This is a genomic window from Pseudomonas sp. GW822-FHT03F04 (assembly GCF_058801405.1).
Genome location: NZ_JBXANF010000011.1, coordinates 13,394 through 39,821 on the forward strand (window position 1 = coordinate 13,394; position 26,428 = coordinate 39,821).

Consider the following 26,428-nt stretch of genomic DNA (forward strand, 5'->3'; position numbering starts at 1 on the left):
ATGTGGCGTTATCTGAGTCGACGTCTGTTGCTGATCATCCCGACGCTGCTGTGCATTCTGGTGGTCAACTTCGTCATCGTGCAGGCCGCGCCCGGCGGCCCGGTGGAACAGGCCATCGCCCGCCTGCAAGGCTTCGGCGGGCACAGCATGGGCGGCGCCAGCGAGGTGACCGCCATCGGCGGTGCCGGGCGCAGCAGCCGTGGCCTGGACCCGGCGCTGATCGAAGAAATCAAACACCACTACGGTTTCGACCGACCGATGCACGAACGCCTGTGGCTGATGCTCAAGAACTACGCGCAACTGGACCTGGGCAGCAGTTTCTTTCGCGGTGCGAAGGTGACGGATCTGATCGTGCAGAAACTACCGGTGTCGCTGTCCCTCGGCCTGTGGGCAACCTTGATCACCTACCTGATCTCGATCCCGCTGGGCATTCGCAAGGCGATCCGAAATGGCAGCGCATTTGATGTCTGGAGTAGCACGGCGATCATCGTCGGCTACGCAATGCCGGCGTTTCTGTTCGCGATCCTGTTGATCGTGGTGTTCGCCGGGGGCAGCTACGTCAACTGGTTTCCGGTGCAGGGGCTGGTCTCGGACAACTTCGACAGTCTGAGCCTGTGGGGCAAGGTCGGCGACTACCTCTGGCACCTGGTGTTGCCGGTGACGGCGCTGGTGATCGGCGGTTTTGCGACGCTGACGATCCTGACCAAGAACAGCTTCCTCAACGAGATCAGCCGCCAGTACGTGATCACCGCACGCGCCAAGGGGCTGACCGAAAGACGCGTGCTCTACGGCCATGTGTTTCGCAACGCGATGCTGCTGGTGGTGGCCGGTGTGCCGTCGGCATTGATCGAGGTGTTTTTCGCCGGTTCCCTGCTGATCGAAACCATCTTCAACCTCGACGGCCTCGGGCGCATGAGCTACGAAGCGGCGGTGTCGCGGGACTACCCGGTGGTGTTCGGCACGCTGTTCCTGTTCACCCTGTTCGGCCTGTTGATCAAGCTGATCGGCGACCTCTGCTACACCCTGCTCGACCCGCGCATCGACTTTTCGGCGAGGACTGCCTGATGTTCACACTCTCCCCTCTGGGCCGGCGGCGCATCGCGCAATTCAAGGCCAACCGTCGCGGGCGCTGGTCGCTGTGGCTGTTCATCGGGCTGTGCCTGATCTGCCTCGGCGGCGAACTGATCGCCAACGACAAGCCGCTGGTAATCCGCTACCACAACGCCTTTTACTTCCCGATCCTCAGCGATTATCAGGAAACCGATTTCGGCGGCGAACTGCCGTTCCAGCCGGATTACGCCAGCAATTACGTACACAGGCTGATTGAGGATCAGGGCGGCTGGATGTTGTTCCCGCCGATCCCGTTCAGCTACGACACGGTCAATTACGACCTCACGGAACCAGCACCGAGTCCGCCGTCCTCCAGCAACTGGCTGGGCACCGACGATCAGGCGCGGGACGTGTTGGCGCGGGTGATCTTCGGCACACGAATTTCGATTCTGTTTGCGCTGATCCTCACCGCCGTCAGTGCGCTGGTCGGCATCGTCGCCGGGGCGTTGCAGGGTTACTACGGCGGCTGGGTCGACTTGCTCGGGCAACGGGTGCTGGAGATCTGGTCGGGGCTGCCGGTGTTGTACTTGCTGATCATTTTGTCCGGGTTCATCTCGCCGAGTTTCTGGTGGCTGCTGGGGATCATGGCGCTGTTTTCCTGGCTGGCACTGGTGGACGTGGTGCGCGCCGAGTTCCTGCGCGGGCGCAGCCTGGAATACGTCAAGGCCGCGCGGGCGCTGGGTCTGACGGACAGCGAACTGATGCGCCGGCACATTCTGCCCAACGCCATGACCTCCACCCTCACCTACCTGCCGTTCATTCTGACCGGCGCCATCGCCACCCTCACCGCACTGGATTTTCTCGGCTTCGGCATGCCCGCCGGCACCGCGTCGCTGGGGGAACTGATCGGCCAGGCCAAGCGCAATCTGCAAGCGCCGTGGCTGGGGCTGACGGCGTTTTTCGCCCTGGCGCTGATTCTGTCCTTGCTGGTGTTTATCGGCGAAGCCTGCCGTGACGCGTTCGATCCGCGATCCTGATCCCCGGAGCTGAAATGACCGATAACCTGATTGAAATCCGCGACCTGCGCGTCGCCTTCGCCGGGCATGAAGTGGTGCACGGCGTGAACCTCGACATCCGCCGTGGCGAGTGCCTGGCACTGGTCGGCGAATCCGGCTCGGGCAAATCGGTGACGGCGCACTCGATTCTGCGTTTGCTGCCAGGCAAAACCGTCAGCAGCACGGGCAGCATCCGCTACAACGGCGTGGACTTGCTGCACGCCAGCGAAAAACAACTGCGCAGCTTGCGCGGCAATCGCATCGCGATGATTTTCCAGGAGCCGATGACCTCGCTGAACCCGTTGCACACGGTGGAGAAACAGATCAGCGAAGTGCTGGAGATCCACAAGGGGCTCAAGGGTCGCGCCGCTCGCCAGCGCACGCTGGAGCTGCTGGAACTGGTGGGCATTCGCCAACCGTTGCAACGGTTGAAGGCCTATCCGCACCAGCTCTCCGGCGGCCAGCGGCAACGAGTGATGATCGCCATGGCGCTGGCCAACGAACCCGAATTGCTGATCGCCGATGAGCCGACCACGGCGCTGGACGTGACCGTGCAGCAGAAGATTCTGGAACTGCTGATCGAGTTGCAGCAACGCCTCGGCATGTCGCTGCTGCTGATCAGTCACGACCTCAATCTGGTGCGGCGCATCGCCCAACGGGTGTGCGTGATGCGCCACGGGGAAATCGTCGAACAGGCCGATTGCGAAACGCTGTTCCGCACCCCGCAGCATCCTTACAGCCGCCTGCTGATCGAGGCGGAACCATCCGGCGCGCCGGTGCCGAGCCGCTACGATCACAACCTGCTGGAGGTGGACGATCTGAAAGTCTGGTTCCCGCTGCCCAAGGCGCTGTTCAGCCGCACCCAGGAATACATCAAGGCCGTGGACGGCGTGAGTTTCCGTCTGCAACGGGGCAAGACCCTGGGGATTGTCGGCGAGTCCGGCTCGGGCAAGTCGACGCTGGGCCAGGCGATTCTGCGGCTGGTGGAATCCGAGGGCGATATTCGGTTCGGCAACAAGCAATTGAGCCTGCTCAATCAGCGTTTGATGCGCCCGTTGCGCCGGCAGATCCAGGTGGTGTTCCAGGATCCGTTCGGCAGCCTCAGCCCACGGATGTCGGTGCAGCAGATCATCGCCGAAGGCCTGCTGACCCACGGCATCGGCACGGCCGAGGAGCGTGAAGCGGCGGTGATCCGCGTGCTGGAGGAAGTCGGCCTCGACCCGCAGAGCCGGCATCGCTATCCCCACGAATTCTCCGGCGGCCAGCGCCAGCGCATTTCCATCGCCCGGGCGCTGGTGCTGGAACCGGCGCTGATTCTGCTCGACGAGCCGACCTCCGCGCTGGACCGCACGGTACAGAAACAGGTGGTGGAATTGCTGCGACAGTTGCAGATCCGCCATGGCTTGACGTACCTGTTCATCAGTCATGACCTGGCGGTGGTGCATGCGCTGGCGCATGACTTGATGGTGATCAAGGATGGCAAGGTGGTGGAACAGGGAGCGTCGCGCGAGATTTTTGCGGCGCCGCAGCATGCCTATACCCAGGCGTTGCTCAAGGCTTCCGGGCTCGTGCAGGCACGCCAAATTGAGGGATCTGCAACGGCTGCAAAAATTTTCTCATGAGCCCTGCATCCAAACCGCTCCGTCACGGGTAGTCCCTGTAACAGCCCTCTTTCGGCTGTCAGCGGTTTACCCTTTTCGGAGAAACACTGATGAACATCACCCAATTGATTGGCCTCACCGGTTTGCTCGCTGTCGCCTCGACAAGCTTTGCCCAAAGCAGTTATCCCGACGCGATCAAGGTGCCGGACGGCCACAAGATCGCCCTGGAGACCACGGGGGTCGGCGAGATCACCTACGAATGCCGGGACAAGGCCAATGTCGCCGGCCAGACCGAGTGGGTGTTCGTCGGCCCGAAAGCGGTGCTCAACGATCGCAGCGGCAAGCAGGTCGGCACCTACTTCGGCCCACCGGCCACCTGGCAGGCGCAGGACGGTTCGAAAGTCACCGGCACGCAACTGGCCGTTGCACCCTCAAGTCCGGGCAACCTGCCCTATCAACTGGTGAAGGCCAACCCCGCTGAAGGCAAAGGCGCGATGAGCGGCGTGAGCTACATCCAGCGTGTCGCCCTCAAGGGCGGTGTGGCGCCGGGCAGCGAATGCACGGCCGCAAACAAGGGTAAACAGGAAGTGGTGAAGTACCAGGCCGATTACATTTTCTGGGCGGTGAACTGAACCTGACTGGACGTTTGGTCGATGCTTGCTAGATTGCAGGACATGCCCTTGCCCGAAAACCTGTTCGATTACGAAGCCCGCCTCGCCGCCTGTTCTCGCGGTGAGCGCGAGGCGCTGCGCGAATTGTACGTGCAGGAAGGTCCGCGGCTGCTCGGTGTGGCCCGGCGTCTGGTGCGTGATACGGCGCTGGCGGAGGACATCGTCCATGATGCGTTCATCAAGATCTGGGCCGGCGCGTCGGGGTTCGATCCGTCGCGCGGTTCGGCCCGAGGCTGGATGTTCAGCGTGACCCGGCATCTGGCGCTGAATGTGTTGCGCGATCATGGCCGGGAAACATCGCTGAACGAACACAACGAATCACCGGAGACTGACGCCGGGTTCGACGCGCTGGCGCAATCGACGCGCATCCACCGCTGCCTGCATCAACTGGAACCGCAACGGCGCCGCTGCATCCTTCACGCCTACGTCGACGGTTACAGCCACGCGCAGATCGCCCAACGCCTCGACACACCGCTGGGCACCGTCAAAGCCTGGATCAAACGCAGCCTCAATGCGTTGCGGGAGTGCATGGGATGACCACCGAATCGGCGCAGGAACGCGATGAACTGGCGGGCGAATACGCGCTTGGCACGCTCTCGGCCGAAGAACGCGCCGAAGTGCAGCGACGCCTGCCGAACGAGCCCGAGCTGCAAGCGACCGTGGATGCCTGGGAACGGCGTCTGCTGGAACTGACCGACCTCGCCTCGGCGCATCAGCCCTCGTCGCAGTTGTGGCAACGCATTGAACGCAGTGTCGGGCAACTCACCCATAAGATGGCGCCAGAGATTTCATGGTGGAACCGCCTGTCACTGTGGCGCGGTTTGAGCGCTGCCGGGTTGGCCGCAACCTTGTTATTGGGTTCGATCCTGTTGACGCAGACCACGCCGAAACCGAGTTATCTGGTGGTACTGGTCGCCCCGCAGGACAAGGCGCCGGGCTGGGTGATCCAGGCAAGCAGTCCCCGGGAGATTCAGTTGATTCCGCTGGGCGTGGTCGAGGTGCCGGCGGACAAGGCGCTGGAGTTCTGGACCAAGGCCGACGGCTGGCAAGGCCCGGTGTCGCTGGGTCTGGTCAAGCCGGGGCAAGCGCTGTCGATCCCGCTGGACAAGCTGCCGCCGCTGCAACCTAACCAGTTGTTCGAGCTGACGCTGGAAGGCGCCAATGGTTCGCCGATCGGCAAACCCACCGGGCCGATCCAGGCGATTGGCCGAGCGGTGAAGGTGCTCTGAAGAACCATCATCGGCGTCGATGTTCACCATCACGTCAATGAAGTTCTCTTAAAAAATCCCGGGCGTAACATCTGCTCCATACCAAACAAACAACACCCCCGGAGCACAAAATCATGAAACGCCAAGTCATCCTCAGCATTGCCCTTTCGGTTCTGGCCTTCAACGCATTTGCCGCCAAACCTGCCCACACCATGATCGCTGAAGGCGGTTCGGATCGCTTGATCGAACAGCGCGTTGCCGAGGGTGGTTCGGATCGTCTGCTGGAACGCCGTGTTGCCGAAGGTGGCTCGGATCGTCTGTTGGAACGCCGTGTCGCTGAAGGTGGCTCGGATCGTCTGCTGGAACGCCGCGTTGCCGAAGGTGGCTCGGATCGTCTGCTGGAACGTCGCGTCGCTGAAGGTGGTTCGGATCGTTTGCAAGAGCGCCGCGTTGCCGAAGGTGGCTCGGATCGTCTGCAAGAACGCCGCGTTGCCGAAGGTGGCTCGGATCGTCTGCAAGAACGTCGCGTTGCCGAAGGTGGCTCGGATCGTCTGATCGAACGCCGCGTTGCCTGAATGAAGGGCTTTACCGCAGCAATCCAGAAAAAACCCGGCTCCCTTCAGCCGGGTTTTTTTACGTCTTTTTTTGCCGCTTCAGTCCCTGGCCATGCAGCGCCGATAGCGCTCATCGACCCGTTTGGCGAACCACGCAGTGGTCAGTTTGCGGGTGATCTTAGGGCTCTGCAGAACGATCCCCGGCAGCACCGCCCGGGGCAATGATTTGCCTTCTGCCTTGTCCGCCAGTTCAAAGACCCGTTGATACAGCCTGGTCTCCTCGAATCCCAGCGTGTTGCCCTTCTCCAACTGGTCACGGATCTGTGGATTGCGCATACCCAATGACTTGCCGAGTTTGCGCACCGCCAGTTCGGTCGTGCCCGGCATGATCGAGTCATAGCGAATCAGGTCACCATCCAGCGCCAGCGGAACGCCCGAGGCGCGACTGACTGCATTCTGAAACGCCGCGTTGCGACTGGCGTACCACCCGGCGTTGAAATCGGCAAAGCGGTACAGCGGCTCGCGATAACTCACCGGATACCCCAGCAAATGGGCGATGCCGAAATACATGCCGCCACGACGGGTGAACACTTCGTGGCGAATCGTGCCGCTCACCGGATACGGATAACCCTTGGCATGCTGTTCGGCGAATTCGATGCTGACCTGCATCGGCCCGGCGGTGTGCACCGGGTTGAAGCCGCCAAACAGCGTGCGCCCCATCGGCACCATGCCGATGAAGTCATCGAAAATGGCGCTCAGGTCTTTCTCGGTGCGTGCCGCGCTCAGGCGTTCGCTGTAGCTCTTGCCGTTGGGCGAGCGCACCTGCAAGGCGCCGCTGACCAACAGGCTCGGGATATGGACCTTGGCCGCGCGCCGGTCGATCTCGTCGCGGGCAATCTTGCCCAGGCCGGGCACCGGCGGGTCGACCTGAAAGTTGGATTCCTGCTCGGCGACGGCCAGCACCGAACACAGGTTTTGCGTGGTCGGGCTGATGCCCTGTGCGGCGAACGCGGTGTAGATGTCCGTGGCCCAGCCCTGGCGGTCGACGGTTTTCGCTGGCAGCAAACGCACGATCTGCGCCTTGACCTCGGCCGGCGAACGCGGGGCCGGTTCCTGCCCGCGTTGGCCTGCGCAACCGGCCAGCACCAGCAATGCAGCGAGGCTGACGAATAATCGAGGGGTGTGCATAACGCTTCATCCAGTCCGTTGAGGCGGGTTAACCCTACGCTCAATCGCAGGGTGCAGGATAGGACTGCGGGCCGGCGGCGCTGTTCCATCGTCCCGTTTGGCAGGCCGACTGGCCGCCCTCGCCTGCTGATCCATACTTGCTGCTGCACACTCAGTGGCAAAGGGCACGCGAGGAGGACAGACCATGAACCGCAGTGACGTTCTGATCATCGGCGCGGGCCCCACCGGACTGGTACTGGCCCTGTGGCTGAGCAAACTGGGCGTGCGGGTGCGCATCATCGACAAGAGCTCCATGCCAGGTACCACCTCACGGGCGCTGGCGGTGCAGGCGCGCACGCTGGAGTTGTACCGGCAACTGGATCTCGCCGAAGCCGTGGTACGCAACGGGCACCGGGTGGCGGCGGCGAATTTCTGGGTCAAGGGCAACCCCGTGGCACAACTGCCGCTTAACCGCATCGGCGAAGGCCTGACGCCTTACGCCTTCCTGGAAATCTACCCGCAGGACGAACACGAGCGGTTGCTGATCGACCGCCTCGAAGACTACGACGTGTTCGTCGAGCGCAATACCACCCTCGAAAGCTTCACGGAAAACGGCGACGGCCTCACCGCACATTTGCGCCTGCCGGATGGCGAGCAGGAGATCTGCCAGGCCTGCTACCTGGCCGGTTGTGACGGCGCCCGTTCGGTGGTGCGCAAAACCCTCGACACCGGTTTTCCTGGTGGCACCTATCAGCAGATTTTCTACGTCGCCGACGTGCAAGCCAGCGGCCCGGCGCTCAACGGCGAGTTGCATCTGGACCTGGATGAGGCGGATTTTCTGGCGGTATTTCCGCTGGCCGGCGAAGGCCGTGCGCGGCTGATCGGCACGGTACGCGACGAGCGTGCGGATCGCGCCGAAACCCTGGAATTCTCCGATGTCAGCAGCCGCGCCATCGAGCACTTGAACGTGCACATCGAGGACGTCAACTGGTTCTCCACCTACCGCGTGCATCATCGCGTGGCGGACCACTTTCGCAAGGGCCGGGCGTTTCTGCTCGGCGACGCAGCGCACGTGCACAGCCCCGCCGGCGGTCAAGGCATGAACACCGGCATCGGCGATGCGATCAATCTGGCGTGGAAACTCGCGGCGGTACTCAGCGGTGGCGCCACGGCGAAGCTGCTCGACAGCTACGAAACCGAACGCATCGCCTTCGCCCGGCGACTGGTCTCGACCACTGACAAAGTCTTCAGTTTTGTGACTGCCGAAGGTCGCATGGCCGATCTGTTGCGCACGCGGCTGGCGCCGTTCCTGATCCCGAAAATGGCCTCATTCGAAACCAGTCGCGAATTCCTGTTTCGCACCGTCTCGCAAATCACCGTCAATTATCGGGGCATGGCGTTGAGCGAGGGAGTGGCCGGGCATGTGCACGGCGGCGACCGCTTGCCGTGGGCCCATGATGGCGAGGGGGATAATTACGAACCGCTGCGCAATCCATGCTGGCAGGTGCATGTGTACGGCGACACCAGCGACGAGATGATCGCCTGGTGCAATGAACACCACTTGCCGCTGCACGTGTTCGACTGGCGCCCGGCGTTTGAAACGGCGGGACTGGGGCGCAACGGCTTTTACCTGTTGCGCCCGGACACCTATGTGGCGATTGCCGACAACAGCGCGGATCCGAAGGTGATCGAACGGTATTTCCGTGACCACGGGATCCGGCCGTTTTTCAGTTGCCCCTGACGGATCAGATCCCGGCCAGGGCCAGGTCCATCGCAAAGTAAGTGAAGATCAGATCCGCACCTGCGCGTTTGATCGCACCGAGGCTTTCGCGCACCACACGATCCTCGTCGATGGCCCCGGCCTGGGCGCCGAACTTGATCATCGCGTACTCGCCGCTGACCTGATACGCCGACAGCGGCAGGTTCGAGGCTTCACGGATGTCGCGAATGATGTCCAGGTACGCGCCCGCCGGTTTGACCATCAGTGCATCGGCGCCTTCCTGCTCGTCGAGCAACGATTCACGCAGGGCTTCGCGGCGGTTCATCGGGTTCATCTGATAGCTTTTGCGGTCGCCTTTCAGCGCGCTGCCACCGGCCTCGCGGAACGGGCCGTAGAGCGCCGAGGCGAATTTGGTCGAGTAGGCCATGATCGGAATCTGCGTGAAGCCGGCATCGTCCAGTGCCCGGCGAATCGCCCGCACCTGACCGTCCATCGCGGCCGACGGTGCGATCACATCGGCACCGGCACGCGCTGCCGCGACCGCTTGTTTGCCGAGGTTGATCAGGGTCTGGTCGTTGTCGACTTCATGGTTGTGCATCACGCCGCAGTGACCGTGGTCGGTGTACTCGCAAAAGCAGGTGTCGGACATCACGATCATTTCCGGCACGGCGTCCTTGGCGATCCGCGACATGCGCGACACCAGACCGTTTTCCCGCCAGGTGTCGCTGCCGTTGGCGTCCAGGTGATGGGATACGCCAAAGGTCATCACCGACTTGATCCCGGCCCGGGCGTAACGCTCGATCTCGCTGGCCAGCTTGCGCTCCGGAATGCGCATCACGCCGGGCATGCTCTTGATCGGCACGAAGTCGTCGATCTCTTCTTCGACGAAGATCGGCAGCACCAGATCGTTGAGCGAAAACTCGGTTTCCTGGAACAGGCTGCGCAGGCTCGCATTGCGGCGCAGACGGCGTGGACGTGCTTCGGGGAACTGACTGGACATGGGGCCTTTCCTGAAAACGGGCAGATGAGACGAAAGTCGTAGGGGGCGAAGCTTATGCCTTGCGGGGGACGGGGTACAAACCTGGATCAATCAACAGTGCATTACCGGGCGCGCAATAATCCGCGCACCCGGCTCCCATAGGGTTATGAGGGAATGGTCAGCCCGCGCACCACGGCCGGCCGCGCCAGAAAACGCTCCAGTACCCGGGTGACGTTCGGGAAGTCCTTGATGCCGACCAGATCGCCCGCCTCGTAGAACCCGATCAGGTTGCGCACCCACGGAAACGTGGCGATGTCGGCAATGGTGTAGCGCTCGCCCATGATCCAGTCGCGCCCTTCGAGGCGTGCGTTCAGGACGTTGAGCAGGCGTTTGCTTTCGTCGACGTAGCGGTCACGGGGACGCTTGTCTTCGTAGTCCTTGCCGGCGAATTTGTTGAAGAAGCCGAGCTGGCCGAACATCGGGCCGATGCCGCCCATCTGGAACATCAGCCACTGGATCGTCTCGTAGCGCAGCGCGCCTTCCTGGGCCAGCAACTGGCCGCTTTTGTCGGCGAGATAAATCAGGATCGCGCCGGACTCGAACAACGGCAGCGGTTTGTCATCCGGACCGTGAGGGTCGAGGATCGCCGGGATCTTGTTGTTCGGGTTCAGCGACAGGAACGCCGGGGACATCTGGTCGTTGGTGTCGAACCCCACACGGTGCGGTTCGTAGGGCAGACCGATCTCTTCGAGCATGATCGAGACCTTGACGCCGTTGGGAGTCGGCAGGGAATAGAGCTGAATCCAGTCAGGGTACTGCGCCGGCCATTTCTGGGTGATCGGGAACGCGGACAGATCGGTCATGTGTAGCATCCAGTCACAAAATGAAAGGCCTGAGCATAATCCACGTTTTCCGCTCTGGCTCGGGTTCTTTTTTGCCGTGGACACCACGCTTACTTAATTCCGCAACATCCTGTCGCTAACCTTCCCTCAAGCCTTTGGGCGATGCCTTTAGAGTGCGCCCCGGCAAGCGGATCGAACCAAAAGGCCTGCGGGGGCTCCAAGCAAGCCAATCAAGACAGGGAAAAACACCCGGCCCCGGCAGCCCGTGGTGTAGAGGTTTGTCAGCCTTAACCGAACACGCTGAAGAATCCTGATCTCATGACGAACTTGATGAAAGTCGCCAAACGCTTCAAACATCGCGCCTACGTGGCCCTGCCCTCTCTGTTGGCGGTGAGCGCGCTGTTCCTGTCGCTCGAGTCCAGCGAAAGCCGCGCACAACCGGTGGACGGCACCCAGACCCTGATCTTCCTGCGCCACGGGGAAAAACCTGCCGGCGGCCTCGGCCAGCTCAACTGCCAGGGCCTGAACCGCGCCATCGAGCTGTCGACGCTGCTGCCGGAGAAATTCGGCAAGGCCGACTACGTGTTCGCCGCCAACCCGACGCGCAATGTCGAGGAAGGCGAGCTGGACAATTCCTACAGCTACATCCGCCCCTTGATGACCATCAGCCCCGCCGCGATCAAGCTCGGCCTGCCGGTGAACATCGAGTTCTCGGCCAACGACACCAGCGACCTGGCTCGGGAGCTGACCGCCGACAAGTATCACAACTCGACCATCTACACCGCCTGGTCCCACGGCTACCTGCCGGAGCTGATCAACAAGGTCGCCGGCAAGGCTGTTGGCGAGAAACAGTCCATCACCGAGGACTGGGCGTCCGGCGACTATGACTCGCTGTACGTGCTGACCCTGACCTGGCACAACGGCAAGGCCAGCCTGCAGAGCCACAGTTACAAGCAGGGGCTGGATAACGGCAAGGTCACTTGCCCGACTTGAGTGTTCTGGAGCCGGTGCCGGGTCTCCGGCTTCAGCGTTTGTGATTCAACCGCTCGCGCAGATACTCGATCACCGCCCCGCGCTCTCCGGCAAACTCGATCCGCGCGCCCTTCTTCTCGCGCTGAAACACATACATCGGGTCGTAATATTCGCGCAGTAATCCCTCGATCCAGCCTCGGTGCAAATCCACTGCGCCGCTGCGCCCCTGCTCTGCCAATGCGTCTTCCATCAACAGCAGCATCCTTCGGTGGCGTTCGCCGCCCAGACGTTTCTGCACATTGTTCAGGCTCTCGAGCAACCGTTCAGAGAACAGTGCAAAACCCTGCTCGCCGTGCACTGCCGAAAACTCGGCCGACAGGTCCACCACGTAATCGCGCAGGATCCGCTGCACCCGATCTTCAAAACTGTCTTCCAGCCAGACCATCGGGTATTGCTGCATGCCCTGATACAACGGCAGCGGCAAGGCGCAACTGCCGACCACCCGGCTTTCGTCTTCGAGCACGAACTGACCGATGCCAGCGTCACGTTTCTTGAGGAGGTCGATGGCCAGGCGGTTTTCGAAATCAATGTTCGACGGTTGCCCCGTGGCGCGTTTGCCGAAGCTTGAGCCGCGATGATTGGCGTGGCCCTCCAGATCCAGACCGTTGTCCAACTGCACCAACAGTTCGGTCTTGCCGGTGCCGGTCATGCCGCCCAGCAACACGAAATCGCACTGGGTCACGGCTTGCTCGAGGGTGTCGATCAGGAAATTGCGCAGCGCCTTGTAGCCGCCACGGATGCGCGGATAGTCGATCCCGGCCTCGCTCTTGAGCCATTGCCGGGTGATCTGCGAGCGCAAGCCGCCGCGAAAGCAATAGAGATAACCGTCGGGATGGGCCCGGGCAAACTCGGCCCAGGCCTCGATACGTTCGGCCTTCACCGCGCCGGACACCAAGCGGTGGCCCAGTTCGATGGCAGCGTGTTGGCCATGCTGCTTGTAGCAAGTGCCGACCTTTTGCCGCTCCAGATCATTCATCAGCGGCAGATTGACCACGCCGGGGAACGCACCTTTGTGAAACTCGACCGGCGCGCGAACATCCATCAGCGGTCGGTCGTTGAGGAAAATGTCCCGGTAATCGCCGTAGTCAGGGTCCATCAAGACACCTCGACGGCGTGGGTCTGTCGCTCGACCAGTTCGCCAATCGGCTCCAGGCTCAAGCCCAGCTCCGCCGCCACGGCGAGAAATTCGGCGTTGCCTTGCGGGGTCACGGCCACCAGCAATCCACCGCTGGTCTGCGGGTCGCACAACAGCCGTTTGTGCAGTTCCTGCACCCGCCCGAGCCGGTCCGAATAGCTGTCGAAATTGCGCAAGGTGCCGCCCGGCACGCAGCCCTGCTCGAGGTAATACTCGACGCTGTCCAGACGCGGCACGCGGTCATAGACGATGCGTGCGGTGAGGTGGCTGCCGTCAGCCATTTCCACCAGATGCCCGAGCAGGCCGAAACCGGTGACGTCGGTCATCGCGGTGACGCCGGCCAGTTTGCCGAAGCGACTGCCGGGTTTGTTCAGCGTACACATCCAGTCCCGGGCCAGACCGATATCAGCGTTGCGCAACTTGCCCTTCTTTTCGGCGGTGGTGAGGATGCCGATCCCCAGCGGTTTGGTCAGGTACAGCAGGCATCCGGCGGTGGCGGTGTCGTTGCGCTTCATGAAGCGTTTTTCCACCAATCCGGTGACGGCCAAACCGAAAATCGGCTCCGGTGCATCGATCGAATGCCCGCCCGCCAGGGGAATTCCCGCCGCATCGCACACCGCGCGACCGCCACGAATCACTTCGCGCGCCACTTCCGGCGCCAGCACGTTGACCGGCCAGCCGAGAATGGCAATGGCCATCAATGGATCGCCGCCCATGGCGTAGATATCGCTGATGGCATTGGTCGCGGCAATCCGGCCGAAATCGAACGGATCATCGACGATCGGCATGAAGAAGTCGGTGGTCGACACCACGCCGCGCTCGGCATCGATCTCGTACACCGCCGCGTCATCACGCGAGGCGTTGCCGACCCACAATTTCGGATCAAGGTTCTGCGCCCCGCTGCCGGCGAGGATCACCTCCAGCACTTTGGGCGAAATCTTGCAGCCACAACCGGCGCCGTGGCTGTACTGGGTCAGACGAATGGGCTCGCTCATCGGGGCAATCTCCTGGCTGGGACTGGGGCGAATTCTAGCAGAGGGCCTCAATGGAGCTGCGAGTGCGTCACACCCTGAACAGGATTGGGCATATTGACATCAGTGTGCAGTCCACCAGAATCGGCGCTCGCCGAGTGGACGGTCACGTCCCCCCGCTTCTACACCATTTAAGGAAGAACATGTCTGAGTTACTGGATGCAGTGGAAAAACACGGAACGCTGGCTGCCAAACTGATAGTGGCGCTGGGTATAGGAATTACCTGGGGCTACTGCGCCTTCATCATCAACTTCTTCCCCACAGGATTAACTCTCGCCGACAGCCTGGTGTTTATTTTTATCGCGCTTGGCTTCGGACTGCTCTATTTCTACTGGTTGCTTTTCGGATTTCTGGGCGTGTATTTCGCGCACGACTTCACTAAAAGCTCCAAAAAAATGGACAAAGCCTTCGCGGTTTTCATGTGTTTTGTTTTTATCGGCTGCCTGATCATCGTCGCCCTTTTAATGCATGATTTTTCACCACTCGCAGCGCCCGTCTTCAGTGGCGCCCTGTTGTTCCTTTCAATCATCTATTGGAAACCTGACGCTGCCGGCGCGACGATTGAACAGATTCGCCAACGTGCAAGGATGCGCGTGGCCACGTTCATCACTGCCTTGATTCTGCCGATTGCAGTGGCGGTGCCTGTCATGGGCCTCATCATTGGCAGCACCTTCGGATTCATCGGCATCGCACAGAAGGATGTCTCGTTGGCGTTGAGTGAAGAGAACCAGAAAGTCGTCAGCGATGTTGCAAAGGAATTCGATATTTCCGTCTACGGATGCCTGAAAAGCGGCAGTCAAACCAACATCGTTCATCACTTCAATATTCTCTGGCATGGCTTGGGCGAACGGAGTCTCGTGGAAATACTTGCATACAACGGAAAAGACTGGTCACCAAAAGCCAGAATCGAGTTGGATCGCAGTGGCTTGAAAGTTTTGAAAGCCTCCAATAAGGAAGCCAGTTTCAGTACCTGCCACACGCTTAACTCCGATGCACTTTTTGACACTTACGAAGACGAAGTCAGCACAAGCGGAAAGCAACAATTGATCACCTTCAGCAGCGAAACCAAACAAAAGCTCGAAAAGGATCACTTACACATCCTGTCAGCAAAAATCATCGGATACACGGACAGAACACCGGTCATGAAATCGGGAGATTCAAACGCGGCCTTGTCTTTGCGACGCGCAGAAAGTGTGCATGCAGAGTTGGAGAGTCTGTTCATCGGCGTGCCAGCGGTCCCGGTTAAGAGTACTGGGCAAGGCTCGCTTTTTCCCAAATCGAACTGCCCCAGGAATCTCGGTTCCGTCGAGCTCAAAGAGTGCCTGGCCGCAGATCGGCGAGTAGAGATTGAGCTGCAACTGCAAATGAAGTCCTCCAGTGCGCGGGCACAACCTTCGACAGCAAGCAAAAGCGGAGCCTGGTATGACGCCATACTTTGCAAAGTCGGGTTCCAAACATGCGTGGATAAAACAACACCTGCCGCCGTTCTTCCTGCGACTAACCCGCCGAACTGACACTCATGATCCGAGATCACGGATTCGAGCGTATTTAGCCAAAAAAAACCGCCCTTTCGGGCGGCTAAAGTGCTTCGACCATGATCAGAAGCTTTGGCTGAAGCTGATGGTCATCGCGCTGTCGTTGTTGTCGCTGGACACCTGACCCGAGTATCCGATGCCGAGCTTGCCGGTCGGGCTGATCTGGAAGTCCACGCCGGCTTCGAGCAGCGCACTGTCCTTGGCGATCGGTACGCCCTGGGTGCTGAACGACGCGCCGCCATCGATGAAGGTCAGGTCGGCGTCAGGTTTGGTATCACCGTAGGCATGTCGCCAGCCGATCGCCGCCCGTGGCGTGAGTTGGCTGCCGTTGGCCAGGGTCACCAACTTGCCGATGCGTACGCCGAGGGTCGAGTAGGTGATGTCCTGATCGGCATCGCCCTTCAGGCGCCCCACTCCGCCTTTTTCCTTGGCGGTGTCGCTGTCGTAGTTGACGTAGGCCAGGCCGGCGAACGGTTCGATGGCCACGCCTGCCGCATTGATGGCGTAACCCACTTCGCCGAACACCTGGGCACTGCGGGCATCGTAGTCAGCTTTCAGGCGATCGTTGTAGGCACCGACGCTGACGTCGCGTTTGGTCTCGATGCTGTGCCAGCTGTAAGCCGCGCCGAGGCGCACGGCCAGTGCATCGAACTGCGAACTCAGGTAACCCGCCAGGTGGTAGCTGTCGACCTTGGCATCGGAGTTGCGATCGTGGGCGTTGAGGTTGCCACGGGTGTAGCCCGCTGCCATCCCGGCGCGCCATTGATCGTCGAGTTGCTTGTCCGTGCCGAGCATGAAACCGCCGAGGCTGCGATCGACTTTCGCCGTGTTGCTGTCGCCGCCCATGTCGCCCCAGGCACCAATGGCCCGGGCCCAGCCGACCATTTCACCGTGGCAGCCGTTGCTGCTCAGTTGGGTGTCGCTCGGTGCCAATGTACGGCGTGGATCATCCGACGCGCTGCAGGTCGGTTGACGCATACGGTCATTGACCGCTTCACGCACAAAGCGTGAATCCTCGAGAACCGCGCTCGCGGTGCTGGCATGGATCTCCCCGGACAGGTTGTCGAAAGCGTGACGCGCGCTGGCCACGCTGAGGTTGACGATCTCGTTCTGCAACGCAGCACCCGCCGGCCCGTTGCTCATCAACGCCGAGGCGGTGTTGCGCTGGTTGCTCGTGGCGGCGACGTCGGCGAACGAATTGCCGTTGCGGCTGACCACCAGGTTCACCGCGTCAGGGCTGTACACCAGCGCCGTGTCGAGGAACGCATATTGCGGCAGATCGGCTGCGCTGAAGGTGCCGGTCACCCCACCGCCGGCGGTGATCAGCGAATACACGGTGTTGCCGGTGAACGGCGCCAGGCTGTTCACTTGCAGGCCACCGCCCAGGGTTGCAGTGCCGCCGACAGCCAGAGGCGTAGCGGTGGGCGAGCTGACGGTCAGGGCCAGTACACCGTCGGCAGCGTTGGTCAGGTTGCCCGCCACACTCAAGGTGCCGTCTGCGCCACCGGAGGCCACCACACCGTGGTTGACCACCGAACCGACGCTGCCGTTACCGCTCAGGGCCGCGCCGTTGGCCACGGTCACTTGTCCGCCCAGGGAGGCCCGCGCTGAACGGCTGCCGACCTGCAGCACGCCTTGATCGACCGACACGGTGCCGCTGAACGGTTGATCGCCGGTCAACAGCAAAGTCCCGACACCGCGCTTGGCCAGCGCACCGAGGCCGCTGAGAACACCATTGAACTGGCCATTGGTATTCTGCTGGAACACCAACGAAGCGTTATCGATGATGTTGCCTTGCAGGCTGGTGGTGTTACCGATCAGCATACCGCCGCTGACCGTGGTGCCACCGCTGTAAGTGTTGGCGCCGGTGAGGATCAGCGTGCCGGAGTCGAGTTTCTCGATACCGCCGGTACCGATCAGTGGCACATCGATCTGCGCGCTGGCGCCGGCATTCACGCGGATTGGCGCCGGGGTGCCACCAGGCCCGTTGACCGGGGTCAGCGTGTCGCCGGCATCCGGTTCCAGGCTGTAGCCGTTGACGAGGAATTGCAGCCCGGTGAAGTTCTGGTTGCCTTGGATGGTGACCGTCCCGCCCTGCCCGCCAAACACTGCGAACTGGCCGTTGGAGCCCAGTGCCTGAGTGCCGGTCGGGTCGGTCCAGTTGGTGCCAGGCCCCCACACGCCGTTGCCGCCACCGATACTGCCGTCCGGGTTGGTCTTGCCACCGTTCCAGAACTGCACTTCGCCCGGCGTGCCTTGCACCAGCAGGTTGACCTGATTGGCCAGCGCAGTTTGCAGGGTCAGATTGGCCGCCGAAACCGGCAGGCTGCCGTAGACCAGACCGTTGTTGGTCAGCGTGCCACCGTAGCTGAACAGCTGATACACCCCGACGCCGAAGCCACCGGCGTTAGTGATGTTCAGCGTGCCGTCGAGGGTCAGGTTGCCGGCGACGTTGACCACGGTCGTGGAGCTGGCGGCCGAGCCGAGGGTGAAGTCCAGATTCGTCCCCGAAGACAACGCCAGTGAACCAACCGACAACGGTGCGGCGTTGCTGCCGCCAAGCAGCGTCGCACCGCTGGCCAGTTGCACAGTCCCACCGAATTGACCGCTGCCACCGATCTTCGCACCGCTGGCGACATTGACGTTGGCGCTGTTGAGCACGCCGTTGACGTTGAGCGTACCGGCCTGCACGGCGGTGTTGCCGGTGAAGGTGTTGTTGCCAGTGAGCAACAAGGCGCCAGTGCCGGTTTTGTTCAGGGTGCCGGCGCCCGTCAGATTGCCGGTGTAGCTGCCGTCACTGTTCTGCTCGAAGGTCAGCGCCGCGTTGTTGACGATTGCACCTTGCAGGCTGCTGGTGTCGCCACGGGTGCTGCCGCTGTTCAGCGTCGTGCCGCCGCTGTAGGTGTTGGCGCCGCTGAGCACCAGGTCGCCAGCGCCGTTTTTCACCAGGCTGCCGCTGCCGGTGATCGCACCGATCAACGTGGTGTTCTGGTTGCCGGCCAGGGTCAGTTGCGCCCCCAGGTTGATGGCGTTGGCCAGTTGCAGCGCAGAGGTGCTGTCGACGGTGCCGTTGCCCAGCACACTGAGAGCGCCGCTGCTGATCGCGCTGTTGTTGCCCAGAATCAGCGAACCGCCAGACAGTTGGGTACCGCCGCTGTAAGTATTGCTGCCGTTGAGGGTCAGGCTCGATGCGCCGGTCTTGATCAGACTGCCGCTACCGCTGACTACACCGCCGAGGGTCAATGCGTTGGAGCCGGCGACGGTGAGTCCGCCATTGAGCACCACATCGTTGGCCAGGCTGACCGCCGTGTTGCTGTCCAGCGCCGTGCCGTTGGCGGCGGTCAATACGCCAGTGCCGAGGGCCGCGTTGTTGCCAACCACAATCTTGCCGCCGTTGAGCGTGGTGCCGCCGGTGTAGCCGTTGGCCGCGTTGAGCACCAGGGTGCCGGTGTCGTATTTGCCCAGCGTGCCGGCTCCATTGAGCGCGACGCCCACGGTCGCGGTGACGTTCGGATCGACCCGCACGGTGGCATTGCCCAGCGAACCGTTGACCAGATTCAACGAACCGGCCGTGCCGTTCTGCAGGCTGTAGCCATCGGTGACGAACTGCATGCCGGTGATGGTTTGCGCGCCATTGACGGTCACGGTGCCCGCCGCGCCCTGGAACACCGCGAAGCTGTTGGTCCAGGCCTGATTGGTGGTGCCGTTGACGTCGGTCCAGTTGGTGGTGCCGGTGCCCCAGGTGCCGCTGCCGCCATCCACCGAACCGTTGGCAACGAGTTGGTTGCCGTCCCAGAACTGCACGGTGACGCCCGGTGCGGTGACCAGCAGGTTGATCTGGTTGGCCAGCGCGGTCTGCAGGGTCAGATCGCCCGGCGTGACGCTGCCCGGCACGGTGCCGATCAGCATGCCGTTGTCGGTCAGGCCGCCGGTGTAGTTGATCAACCGGTACACGCCACTGCCGAAGCCGCCGATGTCGCTGACGTTGAGGGTGCCGTCGAGGGTCAGGTTGCCGCCGACGTTGACCAACGCGTTGCCGCCACCGGAAACCGGGGCGCCGAGGCCGACGTCGAAGTTTGAGTTGGCGTTGAACACCAGCGAATTCACCGACAGCGTGCTGCCGGTGGCGCCGGCCAGATGACCGCCGTCCGCCACGGTCACGGCCCCGCCGAGCGAGCCGCCGCCGGTCAGGGTGCCACCGCTGTTGACCAGTACGCTGGCGCTGTCCAGCGAGCCGCTGACGTTCAAGGTGCCGGCGTTGACCGTGGTGTTGCCGGTCAGGCTGTTGAGGCCGGTCAGGGTCAGCGTACCGGTGCCGAGTTTGTTCAATTCGCCCGTACCGGTGAGCACACCGCCGAAAATACTGCTGGCGTTGTTGCCGCCGATGCTCAGCGTGTTGCCGCCGCCGATCAGTGCGGTACCGCTGCCGGTCAGGCTGGCGAGGCTGCCGGAGCCGCCGAGGTTGAGGGTCGCCGCAGCGCCGAGATTGACCCCGGCGTTGCTGCCCAGTGCCGAGTTGCCCAGCGTAGTCAGGCTGCCGGCCTGCACGTCGAAGGTGCCGCTGAAGGTGTTGTTGCCGGACAGCGTCAGGTCGGCCAGACCGTTCTTGGTCAGGGTGCCCGCCCCGGCAATCACGCCACCCAGGGTCAGGTTGTTGTTACCGGCCACGCTCAGGTTGGCATTGACGTTGACGTTGTTGGCCAGCACCAGCGGCGCAGTGGTGTCGAGGGTCGACGCCCCCGCCACGGTCACCGCGCCGGAGCCCAGGCCCGACGAGGTGCCAAGGGTCACGGTACCGGCATTCAGCGTGGTGCCGCCACTGTAGGTGTTGATGCCGTTGAGGGTCAGGTTGGAGGCGCCGTTCTTGATCAGTCCGCCGCTGCCGCTGACCACGCCGCTGAGGGCCACGTCGCTGTTGCCGGTGTTGGTCAGGTTGGCGTTGAGCACCACGTTGTTGCCGAGCGACACCGAGGTGTTGCTGTCCAGCGACGACGCACCGGCCACGGTCAGGTTGCCCAGACCGAGGGCGCCGTTGCTGCCGGCGGTCAGGGTACCGTCATTGAGAGTGATGCCGCCGAGGAAGTTGTTGGCCCCGCTCAGGATCAGGTTGGCCGCGCCGTTCTTGGTCAGGCTGCCGGCGCCGTTGATAGCCCCGCTGAGTGTCAGATCGTTGCTGCCGACGATGCCGAGGTTGCCCGCCAGGTTGATCGCGTTACCCGCCGTGAAGGCGCCACTGGCATCCAGGGTGGTGCCGTTCGCCGCGTTCAGGGTGGCCGAGCCCAGCGCGCTGTTCGACGCCAGAATCAATCCGCCCGCGTTCAGTGCCACCGGCCCGAGGAAGGCGTTGTTGCCACCGAGGGTCAGGCTGGCCGAACCGTTCTTGATCAAGCCGCCAGTGCCGGAAATGACACCGTTGAGGGTCAGCGCATTGCTGCCGAGCACGGTGAGGTTGCCGTTGAGCGTGGCCGCGTTGGCCAGGGTCACGGCGGTGTTGCTGTCCAGTTGCGTACCGGCGTTGGCGATCAAAGCGCCAGTGCCCAGGGCGGTGTTGCTGCCGACGACCAATGTGCCGCCATCCAGTTGCGTGCCGCCGGTGTAGCTGTTGGCGCCGTTGAGCACCAGTGTGCCGGCGTCGAGTTTGTTGAGGATGCCGCTGCCGTCGATGTTCACGCCGACCGTGGCGGTCACGCCCGGATCGACCCGCATCGCCGTGGTGCCACCGGTACCATTGACGGCGGTCAACAGCCCCGACGTGCCGTTGACCACGTTGTAGCCATCGGTGAGGAATTGCATCCCGGTGAACAGTTGCGTGCCGTTGACCGACACCGTGCCCGCCGTGCCCTGGAACACCGCAAAGTCGCCGGCCCAGGTCTGGTTCACCGTGCCGCTGGAATTGGTCCAGTTAGTGCCGCCGGCAGTCCATGTACCAGTGCCGCCATCCACGGTGCCATTGGCGATCGTCTGGCTGCCGTCCCAGAAACGCAGGTTGGTGTTCGGCGCCGACACCACCAGGTTCACCTGGTTACCCAGGGTCTGCACGAGGATGTCGCCGAGGCCGTAACCCACCGGCACACCGGCCACGGTCAGGCCGTTGTCGGTCAGCGCGCCGATGTAGTTGAACAAGCGATAAACACCGACACCGAAACCGCCGGCATCGGTGACGTTGAGGTTACCGTCGAGGGTCAGGTTGCCGCCGATGTTCATCAGCGAGCTGGTCGAAGGCGTGGCGAGGCTCGCGTCGACATTGCTGTTGGCCGTGAGGATCAGCGACGAGGTGGACAAGGTGTTGCCCGAGGACAACGCCAGATGACCGCCGCTGTTGATGGTGATGAAGCCCAGCGCCGAACCGGTACCTGTGAGGGTGGCGCCGTTGTTGATGTTGAGCTGGGTGCTGGCCAGCGAACCGGTGAGATTCAGCGTACCGGCGTTGACGTTGGTGTTGCCGGTGAGGCCGCTGCTGCCGGTGAGGTTCAGCGTCCCGGTACCGACTTTGGTCAGGGCGCCGCTGCCACCGAGGTCGCCGTCGAAGGTGCTGGTGCTGCTCACGCCGCCCACCGTCAGGGTGTTGCCGCCGGCGATCTGCACACTGCCGCTGCCGCTCAGCCCATTGAGGCTGGCGCTGCTGTTGAGATAGAGATTGGCGCCGGCGCTGATGTTGGCGCCGGAGGTGTTGCCCAGCGCCCCGCTGCTCACGGTGGTGACGCTGCCGGAGGCAATGTTCAGCGCACCGGTGAAGGTGTTGTTGCCGCTGAGCGTCAGGTCGCCAAAACCGTCCTTGGTCAGGCTACCGGCGCCATCGATCACGCCGCTGAGGTTCAGGGTGTTGCTGCCGGCCAGGGTCAGGCCGGCGTTGAGGGTGATGTTGTTGCCGACGCTCATGCCGGTGCTGGTATCCAGCGTCGAAGCGCCGCCGACGGTCAGATCGCCACTGCCCAACGCAGCGGCCGAGCCCAGTGTCAGCGTACCCGCGTTGAGCGTGCTGCCGCCGCTGAAGGTGTTGGTGCCGTTGACGGTCAGGTTGGCTGCACCGTTCTTGATCAACTGGCCTGCGCCGCTGATCACGCCGCCAAGGGTCAGGTCCTGGGTGCCGCCGACGCTCAGCGCCGCATTGAGCACGACCGCGTTGGCCAGGCTGGCCAGCGGCGAACTGCTGTCGAGCGTTGCTGCGCCGCCGACGGTCAAGGCGCCGGTCCCCAGTGCCGAGCTGTTGCCGACGGTCACCGTACCCGCGTTCAGCGTGGTGCCGCCGATGTAGGTGTTGGTGCCGTTGAGGTTCAGGTTGGCTGCGCCGTTTTTCACCAGGCTGCCGGCCCCGGCGACGGTTCCGGTGAGGGTCAGATCGGCACTGCCGCCGATGTTCATCGCACCGGCCAGGTTGACCTGGTTGCCCAGAGTGACAGCTGTGTTGGTATCCAGTGTGGTGCCGGCCGCTGCGTTCAATGCGCCGCTGCCGATCGCGGTATTGCTGCCGACAATCAACTTGCCGACGTTGAGTGCGGTGTTGCCGAAGTAGGTGTTGGCGCCGTTGAGAATCAGATCGGCAGGGCCGCTTTTGGTCAGGCCACCGACACCGGAGACCACACCCGCGAGCGTCAGCGCGTTGCTGCCGCCGATGGTCACGTTACCGCCGAGGTTGACGTTGTTGGCCAGGCTCGTCGCGGTGCTGGCGTCCAGCGTGGTGTTGTTGCCGGCGTTGAGCACGCCGGTGCCGAGGGCGGTGTTGGAGCCGACGATCAGTGTCCCGGCGTTCAGCGACGTCGCACCGGTGTAGGTGTTGTTGCCGGTCAGGGTCAGGGTCGAGGAGCCGGTCTTGATCAGGTTGCTGCCACCACTGATCACGCCGCCGAGGGTCAGCGGGTTGGCGCCGCCGGCGGTGAGGTTGGAGTTCAGCGCAATCGCGTTGTTCAGCGTCACGTTGGCGCTGCTGTTGAGCGTTGCGCCCGCCCCGCCCACGGTCAGCGTGCCGGTGCCGAGTGCCGCGCCGTTGCCGACGGTCAGGCTGCCAGCGTTGAGCGCCGTGCCGCCAGTGAAGGTGTTGGCGCCGTTGAGGGTCAGGTTGGCGGTGCCGTTCTTGATCAACTGACTGGCGCCGCTGAGCACGCCGCCCAGGATCATGCCGTTGCTGCCGCCGATGGCCAGGTTGCCGTTGAGGGCAACGTTGTTGTTGAGGATGACCGAAGTGTTGCTGTCGAGGGTCGCGGCATTCGCGACGGTCAGGGCGCCACTGCCCAGTGCGGCGGCGTTGCCGACAGTGAGCGTCCCGGCGTTCAGCGTGGTGCCACCACTGAAGGTGTTGGCGCCGTTGAGAATCAAGTTGGCCGCGCCGTTTTTGGTCAGCCCGCCGCTGCCGCTGACCACACCGCCGAGGGTCAGGTTGGCGTTACCGGCGATGTTCAGGTTGCCGCCGAGGGCGACGGCGTTGCTCAGTGCCACGGTGGTGCTGGCGTCGAGGGTAGTGCCCGCCGCCGTGGTCAGTGCGCCGGTACCCAGCGCGGTGTTGGAGCCGACGATCAGCGTCCCGTTGTTCAGCGCCGTACCGCCGGAGAACGTGTTGTTGCCGCTGAGGGTCAGGTTCGCGGTGCCGCCCTTGATCAGGTTGCCGGCGCCGCTGATGACGCCGCTCAGGCCCAGGGCCTGAGTGCCGCCGATGGTCAGGTCCGACGCCAGTGCAACCGCGTTGGCCAGCGTCACCGCCGTCGTTGCATCGAGGGTGGTGCCGGACGCAGCGTTAAGTGCTCCCGTGCCGAGCGCGGTGTTGCTGCCGACGAACAAAGTGCCGCCGTTGAGCGCAGTGGTGCCACTGTTGGTGTTGTTGCCGGTCAGGGTCAGGCTGGCGCTGCCGCTCTTGGTGATTGCGCCGGTGCCGGAGACGATGCCGGACAGCGTCAGAGCATTGCTGCCGAGCACGTTCAACGCACCGGTGATGCCGACGTTGTTGGCCAGGGTCACGTTGCCGGTGCTGTCGAGGCTGGTGCCGTTGCTGGTATTGAGCACCCCGGTGCCCAAGGCGTTGTTGTTGCCGACGCGCAAGGTGCCGGCGCTGAGGCTGGTGATCCCGGTGTAAGTGTTGATGCCGTTGAGGGTCAGGCTGCCGCTGCCGGTTTTGGTCAGGTTGGCGGCGCCGCTGATTACTCCGCCCAGGGTCAGCGCACCGGTGCCGGTTGCGGTCAGGGTGCTGTTGAGCGTGATCGCGTTAGCCAGCGAAATCGGCGTCGTCGCCGAGATGCTCGAAGAACCGCCAACGGTGATGCCGCCGGTGCCGAACGCTTGGTTGTTGCCGACCAGCACCACACCGCCGTTGAGCACGGTGTTGCCGCTGTACGTGTTGATGCCGCTGAGGTTGATCTGGCCGCTGCCGATCTTGGTCAGGCCGCCAGTGCCGGAGATCACCCCGTTCAGGGTCATGCCGTTGATGCCCTGCAAGGTCAGACCGCCGGCGCCCAGGTTGATCTGGTTGGCCAGCGACAGTCCGGCGTTGCTGGCCTGGAGAATCCCGCCGTTGGACGTCAGCACACCGCTGCCGAACGCCGCGTTGTCGTTGAACTGCGCGACACCGCCATTGAGGGTGGTCGCGCCGCTGACCAACGGCCCCTGCAAGGTCCAGGTGCCGCTGTTGAGGGTCAGGTTGTTGAAGTTGACGTAGACCAGGCTGGACGCCGTGCCGGTGCCGGTGGTGCCGCCGCCGAGGCCGATCGGGTTTTGCAGGATCAGCGTGTTGGTACCCGCCGCGCCGCCATCGATCGTCCCGGTCGGGGCGAAGGTCAGGTTGACGCCGATCAAGCCACCGAGGCCGACGGACAATTGCGCACCGTCACCTTGGTTAACGCTGGAACCTGTGATCGCGTAGAAGGTGTTGGTGCTGCCCGCCCCCATCGACACGCCGCCGGTGATGTTACCGGCGTTGGTGAAAGTGTTGCCCGCCACCGACGTCTCGAACGCGACCCGGCCGTTGATCGTGCCGGTGGCGCTGTTGGTCATGTTGACTTGTGAACCGCCATACACCCCGACCACCGGGGTATCGGCCAGGGTGATCCCGCCGACCGACAGCCCGGTCGAGGTAATCGTGCCGTCGTTGGTGATGGTCGTAGTGCCCGACACCGAGTTGTTCACGGCTATCCCCAACCCGTCGATGCTGGTCAGGTTGAGGCCGAGCAGCATGCCGGTGCCGCGTATAAGCCCGGTGGTGTTGTTGACGATGCTCACCGTGCTGGTCGCACCGGTGCCGATGAACGCGCCGCCACTGAGGATCGAGACCAGGCCCAGCAAGGCCGGGTCGAGGGTGCCGGAGTTGTTCAGGTTGATGTTGGCCCCGGTCAGGTTGATCACCTTGCCGCCGAGCGTCGCGTTCATCTGCGCGCCGTTGGTGACGTTGACCGTCAGACCGCTGGTGGCACTGCTGTAGTCATTGAGAAACAGCGGCAGCGTCGGGACACCCGAACAGGTAATCGTGGAGCCGGCAGCCGAGCAGGTGGCGAACGCCTGCTCACTGACCCCGCCGAACAGTAGCCCGGCGACGCTCAGGTGCACAGCAAGGGAAAGTGGGGAAAAACGCGAAACGAGGGCGACACCAAACCTTGCTTCCACGGGCTACTCCTTTCGTGGCCAATTCATCCTTGAAGGCGTGCAACTGCGGCAAGATCCGACACGCGTATCAAGCGTATGACGGTCATCAGATAAACCGTCTATTCCAGACACACGCTAGTTGATGCCCTGCGATGGGGCACCGGTTAAATAGTGTTAATACTTTTGTGCGATAAGCCGCTTGAGCGATGCTCCGAGCCGTTCTGAGCACGGGCTTGAGTGCTTTCGGGGAAGGCCTGAGCCATGCCTGACCGAAGGGCCAGGTAA

The 26,428-nt window shown here is 62.9% G+C and carries 16 protein-coding genes; 10 read left to right on the plus strand and 6 right to left on the minus strand.

Translation table 11 applies throughout. The features are described from left to right. The 7 genes from AC1RMX_RS23900 (at window position 1) to AC1RMX_RS23930 (ending at window position 6,160) form a co-directional block, all read left to right on the plus strand. Window positions 1-1,065: a microcin C ABC transporter permease YejB gene (locus AC1RMX_RS23900; protein WP_096823061.1), complete on the plus strand. Its 1,065-nt coding sequence runs from the start codon at window positions 1-3 to the stop codon at window positions 1,063-1,065. Beyond that, window positions 1,065-2,087, plus strand: a complete 1,023-nt coding sequence (locus AC1RMX_RS23905; protein WP_493073169.1) for an ABC transporter permease — start codon at window positions 1,065-1,067, stop codon at window positions 2,085-2,087. The genes AC1RMX_RS23900 and AC1RMX_RS23905 overlap by 1 nt, the downstream gene beginning before the upstream one ends. Before the next feature lie 14 nt (window positions 2,088-2,101). Further along, on the plus strand, window positions 2,102-3,727 hold the full coding sequence (locus AC1RMX_RS23910) for an ABC transporter ATP-binding protein (protein WP_493073170.1): 1,626 nt from the start codon (window positions 2,102-2,104) through the stop codon (window positions 3,725-3,727). A gap of 89 nt (window positions 3,728-3,816) precedes the next feature. Beyond that, window positions 3,817-4,338: a DUF3455 domain-containing protein gene (locus AC1RMX_RS23915; protein ID WP_493073172.1), complete on the plus strand. Its 522-nt coding sequence runs from the start codon at window positions 3,817-3,819 to the stop codon at window positions 4,336-4,338. A gap of 42 nt (window positions 4,339-4,380) precedes the next feature. Then, window positions 4,381-4,914, plus strand: a complete 534-nt coding sequence (locus tag AC1RMX_RS23920; protein WP_493073346.1) for a sigma-70 family RNA polymerase sigma factor — start codon at window positions 4,381-4,383, stop codon at window positions 4,912-4,914. After that, the gene (locus AC1RMX_RS23925) at window positions 4,911-5,606 is read left to right on the plus strand and encodes an anti-sigma factor (protein WP_493073173.1); all 696 of its coding nucleotides are present in this window, start codon (window positions 4,911-4,913) and stop codon (window positions 5,604-5,606) included. The genes AC1RMX_RS23920 and AC1RMX_RS23925 overlap by 4 nt, the downstream gene beginning before the upstream one ends. Window positions 5,607-5,719: 113 nt before the next feature. After that, window positions 5,720-6,160, plus strand: coding sequence for a phage infection protein (locus AC1RMX_RS23930; RefSeq protein ID WP_493073174.1), 441 nt, complete (start codon window positions 5,720-5,722; stop codon window positions 6,158-6,160). A gap of 78 nt (window positions 6,161-6,238) precedes the next feature. On the opposite strand, the gene AC1RMX_RS23935 is transcribed toward AC1RMX_RS23930, so the two are convergent. After that, the gene (locus AC1RMX_RS23935) at window positions 6,239-7,327 is read right to left on the minus strand and encodes a DUF1615 domain-containing protein (protein WP_493073175.1); all 1,089 of its coding nucleotides are present in this window, start codon (window positions 7,325-7,327) and stop codon (window positions 6,239-6,241) included. A gap of 184 nt (window positions 7,328-7,511) precedes the next feature. On the opposite strand from AC1RMX_RS23935, the gene AC1RMX_RS23940 reads away from it, so the two are divergent. Further along, the gene (locus tag AC1RMX_RS23940) at window positions 7,512-9,047 is read left to right on the plus strand and encodes an FAD-dependent oxidoreductase (RefSeq protein ID WP_096823069.1); all 1,536 of its coding nucleotides are present in this window, start codon (window positions 7,512-7,514) and stop codon (window positions 9,045-9,047) included. 4 nt (window positions 9,048-9,051) lie between these two features. On the opposite strand, the gene hemB is transcribed toward AC1RMX_RS23940, so the two are convergent. Then, window positions 9,052-10,026 carry a porphobilinogen synthase gene (gene hemB / locus AC1RMX_RS23945; RefSeq protein ID WP_003223551.1) on the minus strand — a complete coding sequence of 325 codons (975 nt, stop codon included), beginning with the start codon at window positions 10,024-10,026 and terminating at the stop codon, window positions 9,052-9,054. 143 nt (window positions 10,027-10,169) lie between these two features. Continuing rightward, window positions 10,170-10,868, minus strand: a complete 699-nt coding sequence (locus AC1RMX_RS23950) for a glutathione binding-like protein (RefSeq protein ID WP_096823070.1) — start codon at window positions 10,866-10,868, stop codon at window positions 10,170-10,172. 297 nt (window positions 10,869-11,165) lie between these two features. Between AC1RMX_RS23950 and AC1RMX_RS23955 the strand changes: the two genes are divergently transcribed. Next, window positions 11,166-11,840, plus strand: coding sequence for a histidine phosphatase family protein (locus tag AC1RMX_RS23955; RefSeq protein ID WP_096823071.1), 675 nt, complete (start codon window positions 11,166-11,168; stop codon window positions 11,838-11,840). A gap of 31 nt (window positions 11,841-11,871) precedes the next feature. On the opposite strand, the gene mnmH is transcribed toward AC1RMX_RS23955, so the two are convergent. Both mnmH and selD read right to left on the minus strand, forming a co-directional pair. Continuing rightward, on the minus strand, window positions 11,872-12,975 hold the full coding sequence (gene mnmH, locus AC1RMX_RS23960; RefSeq protein ID WP_096823072.1) for a tRNA 2-selenouridine(34) synthase MnmH: 1,104 nt from the start codon (window positions 12,973-12,975) through the stop codon (window positions 11,872-11,874). Continuing rightward, window positions 12,975-14,009: a selenide, water dikinase SelD gene (gene selD, locus AC1RMX_RS23965; RefSeq protein ID WP_096823073.1), complete on the minus strand. Its 1,035-nt coding sequence runs from the start codon at window positions 14,007-14,009 to the stop codon at window positions 12,975-12,977. The genes mnmH and selD overlap by 1 nt, the downstream gene beginning before the upstream one ends. Window positions 14,010-14,188: 179 nt before the next feature. Here selD and AC1RMX_RS23970 point away from each other — a divergent pair, with 179 nt between their 5' ends. Beyond that, on the plus strand, window positions 14,189-15,559 hold the full coding sequence (locus AC1RMX_RS23970; RefSeq protein WP_158243873.1) for a hypothetical protein: 1,371 nt from the start codon (window positions 14,189-14,191) through the stop codon (window positions 15,557-15,559). An 84-nt stretch (window positions 15,560-15,643) separates the two neighbouring features. Here the strand turns inward: AC1RMX_RS23970 and AC1RMX_RS23975 are convergent, their stop codons facing one another. Beyond that, on the minus strand, window positions 15,644-26,164 hold the full coding sequence (locus tag AC1RMX_RS23975) for an autotransporter-associated beta strand repeat-containing protein (protein WP_493073177.1): 10,521 nt from the start codon (window positions 26,162-26,164) through the stop codon (window positions 15,644-15,646). Between the last annotated feature and the right edge of the window lie 264 nt (window positions 26,165-26,428).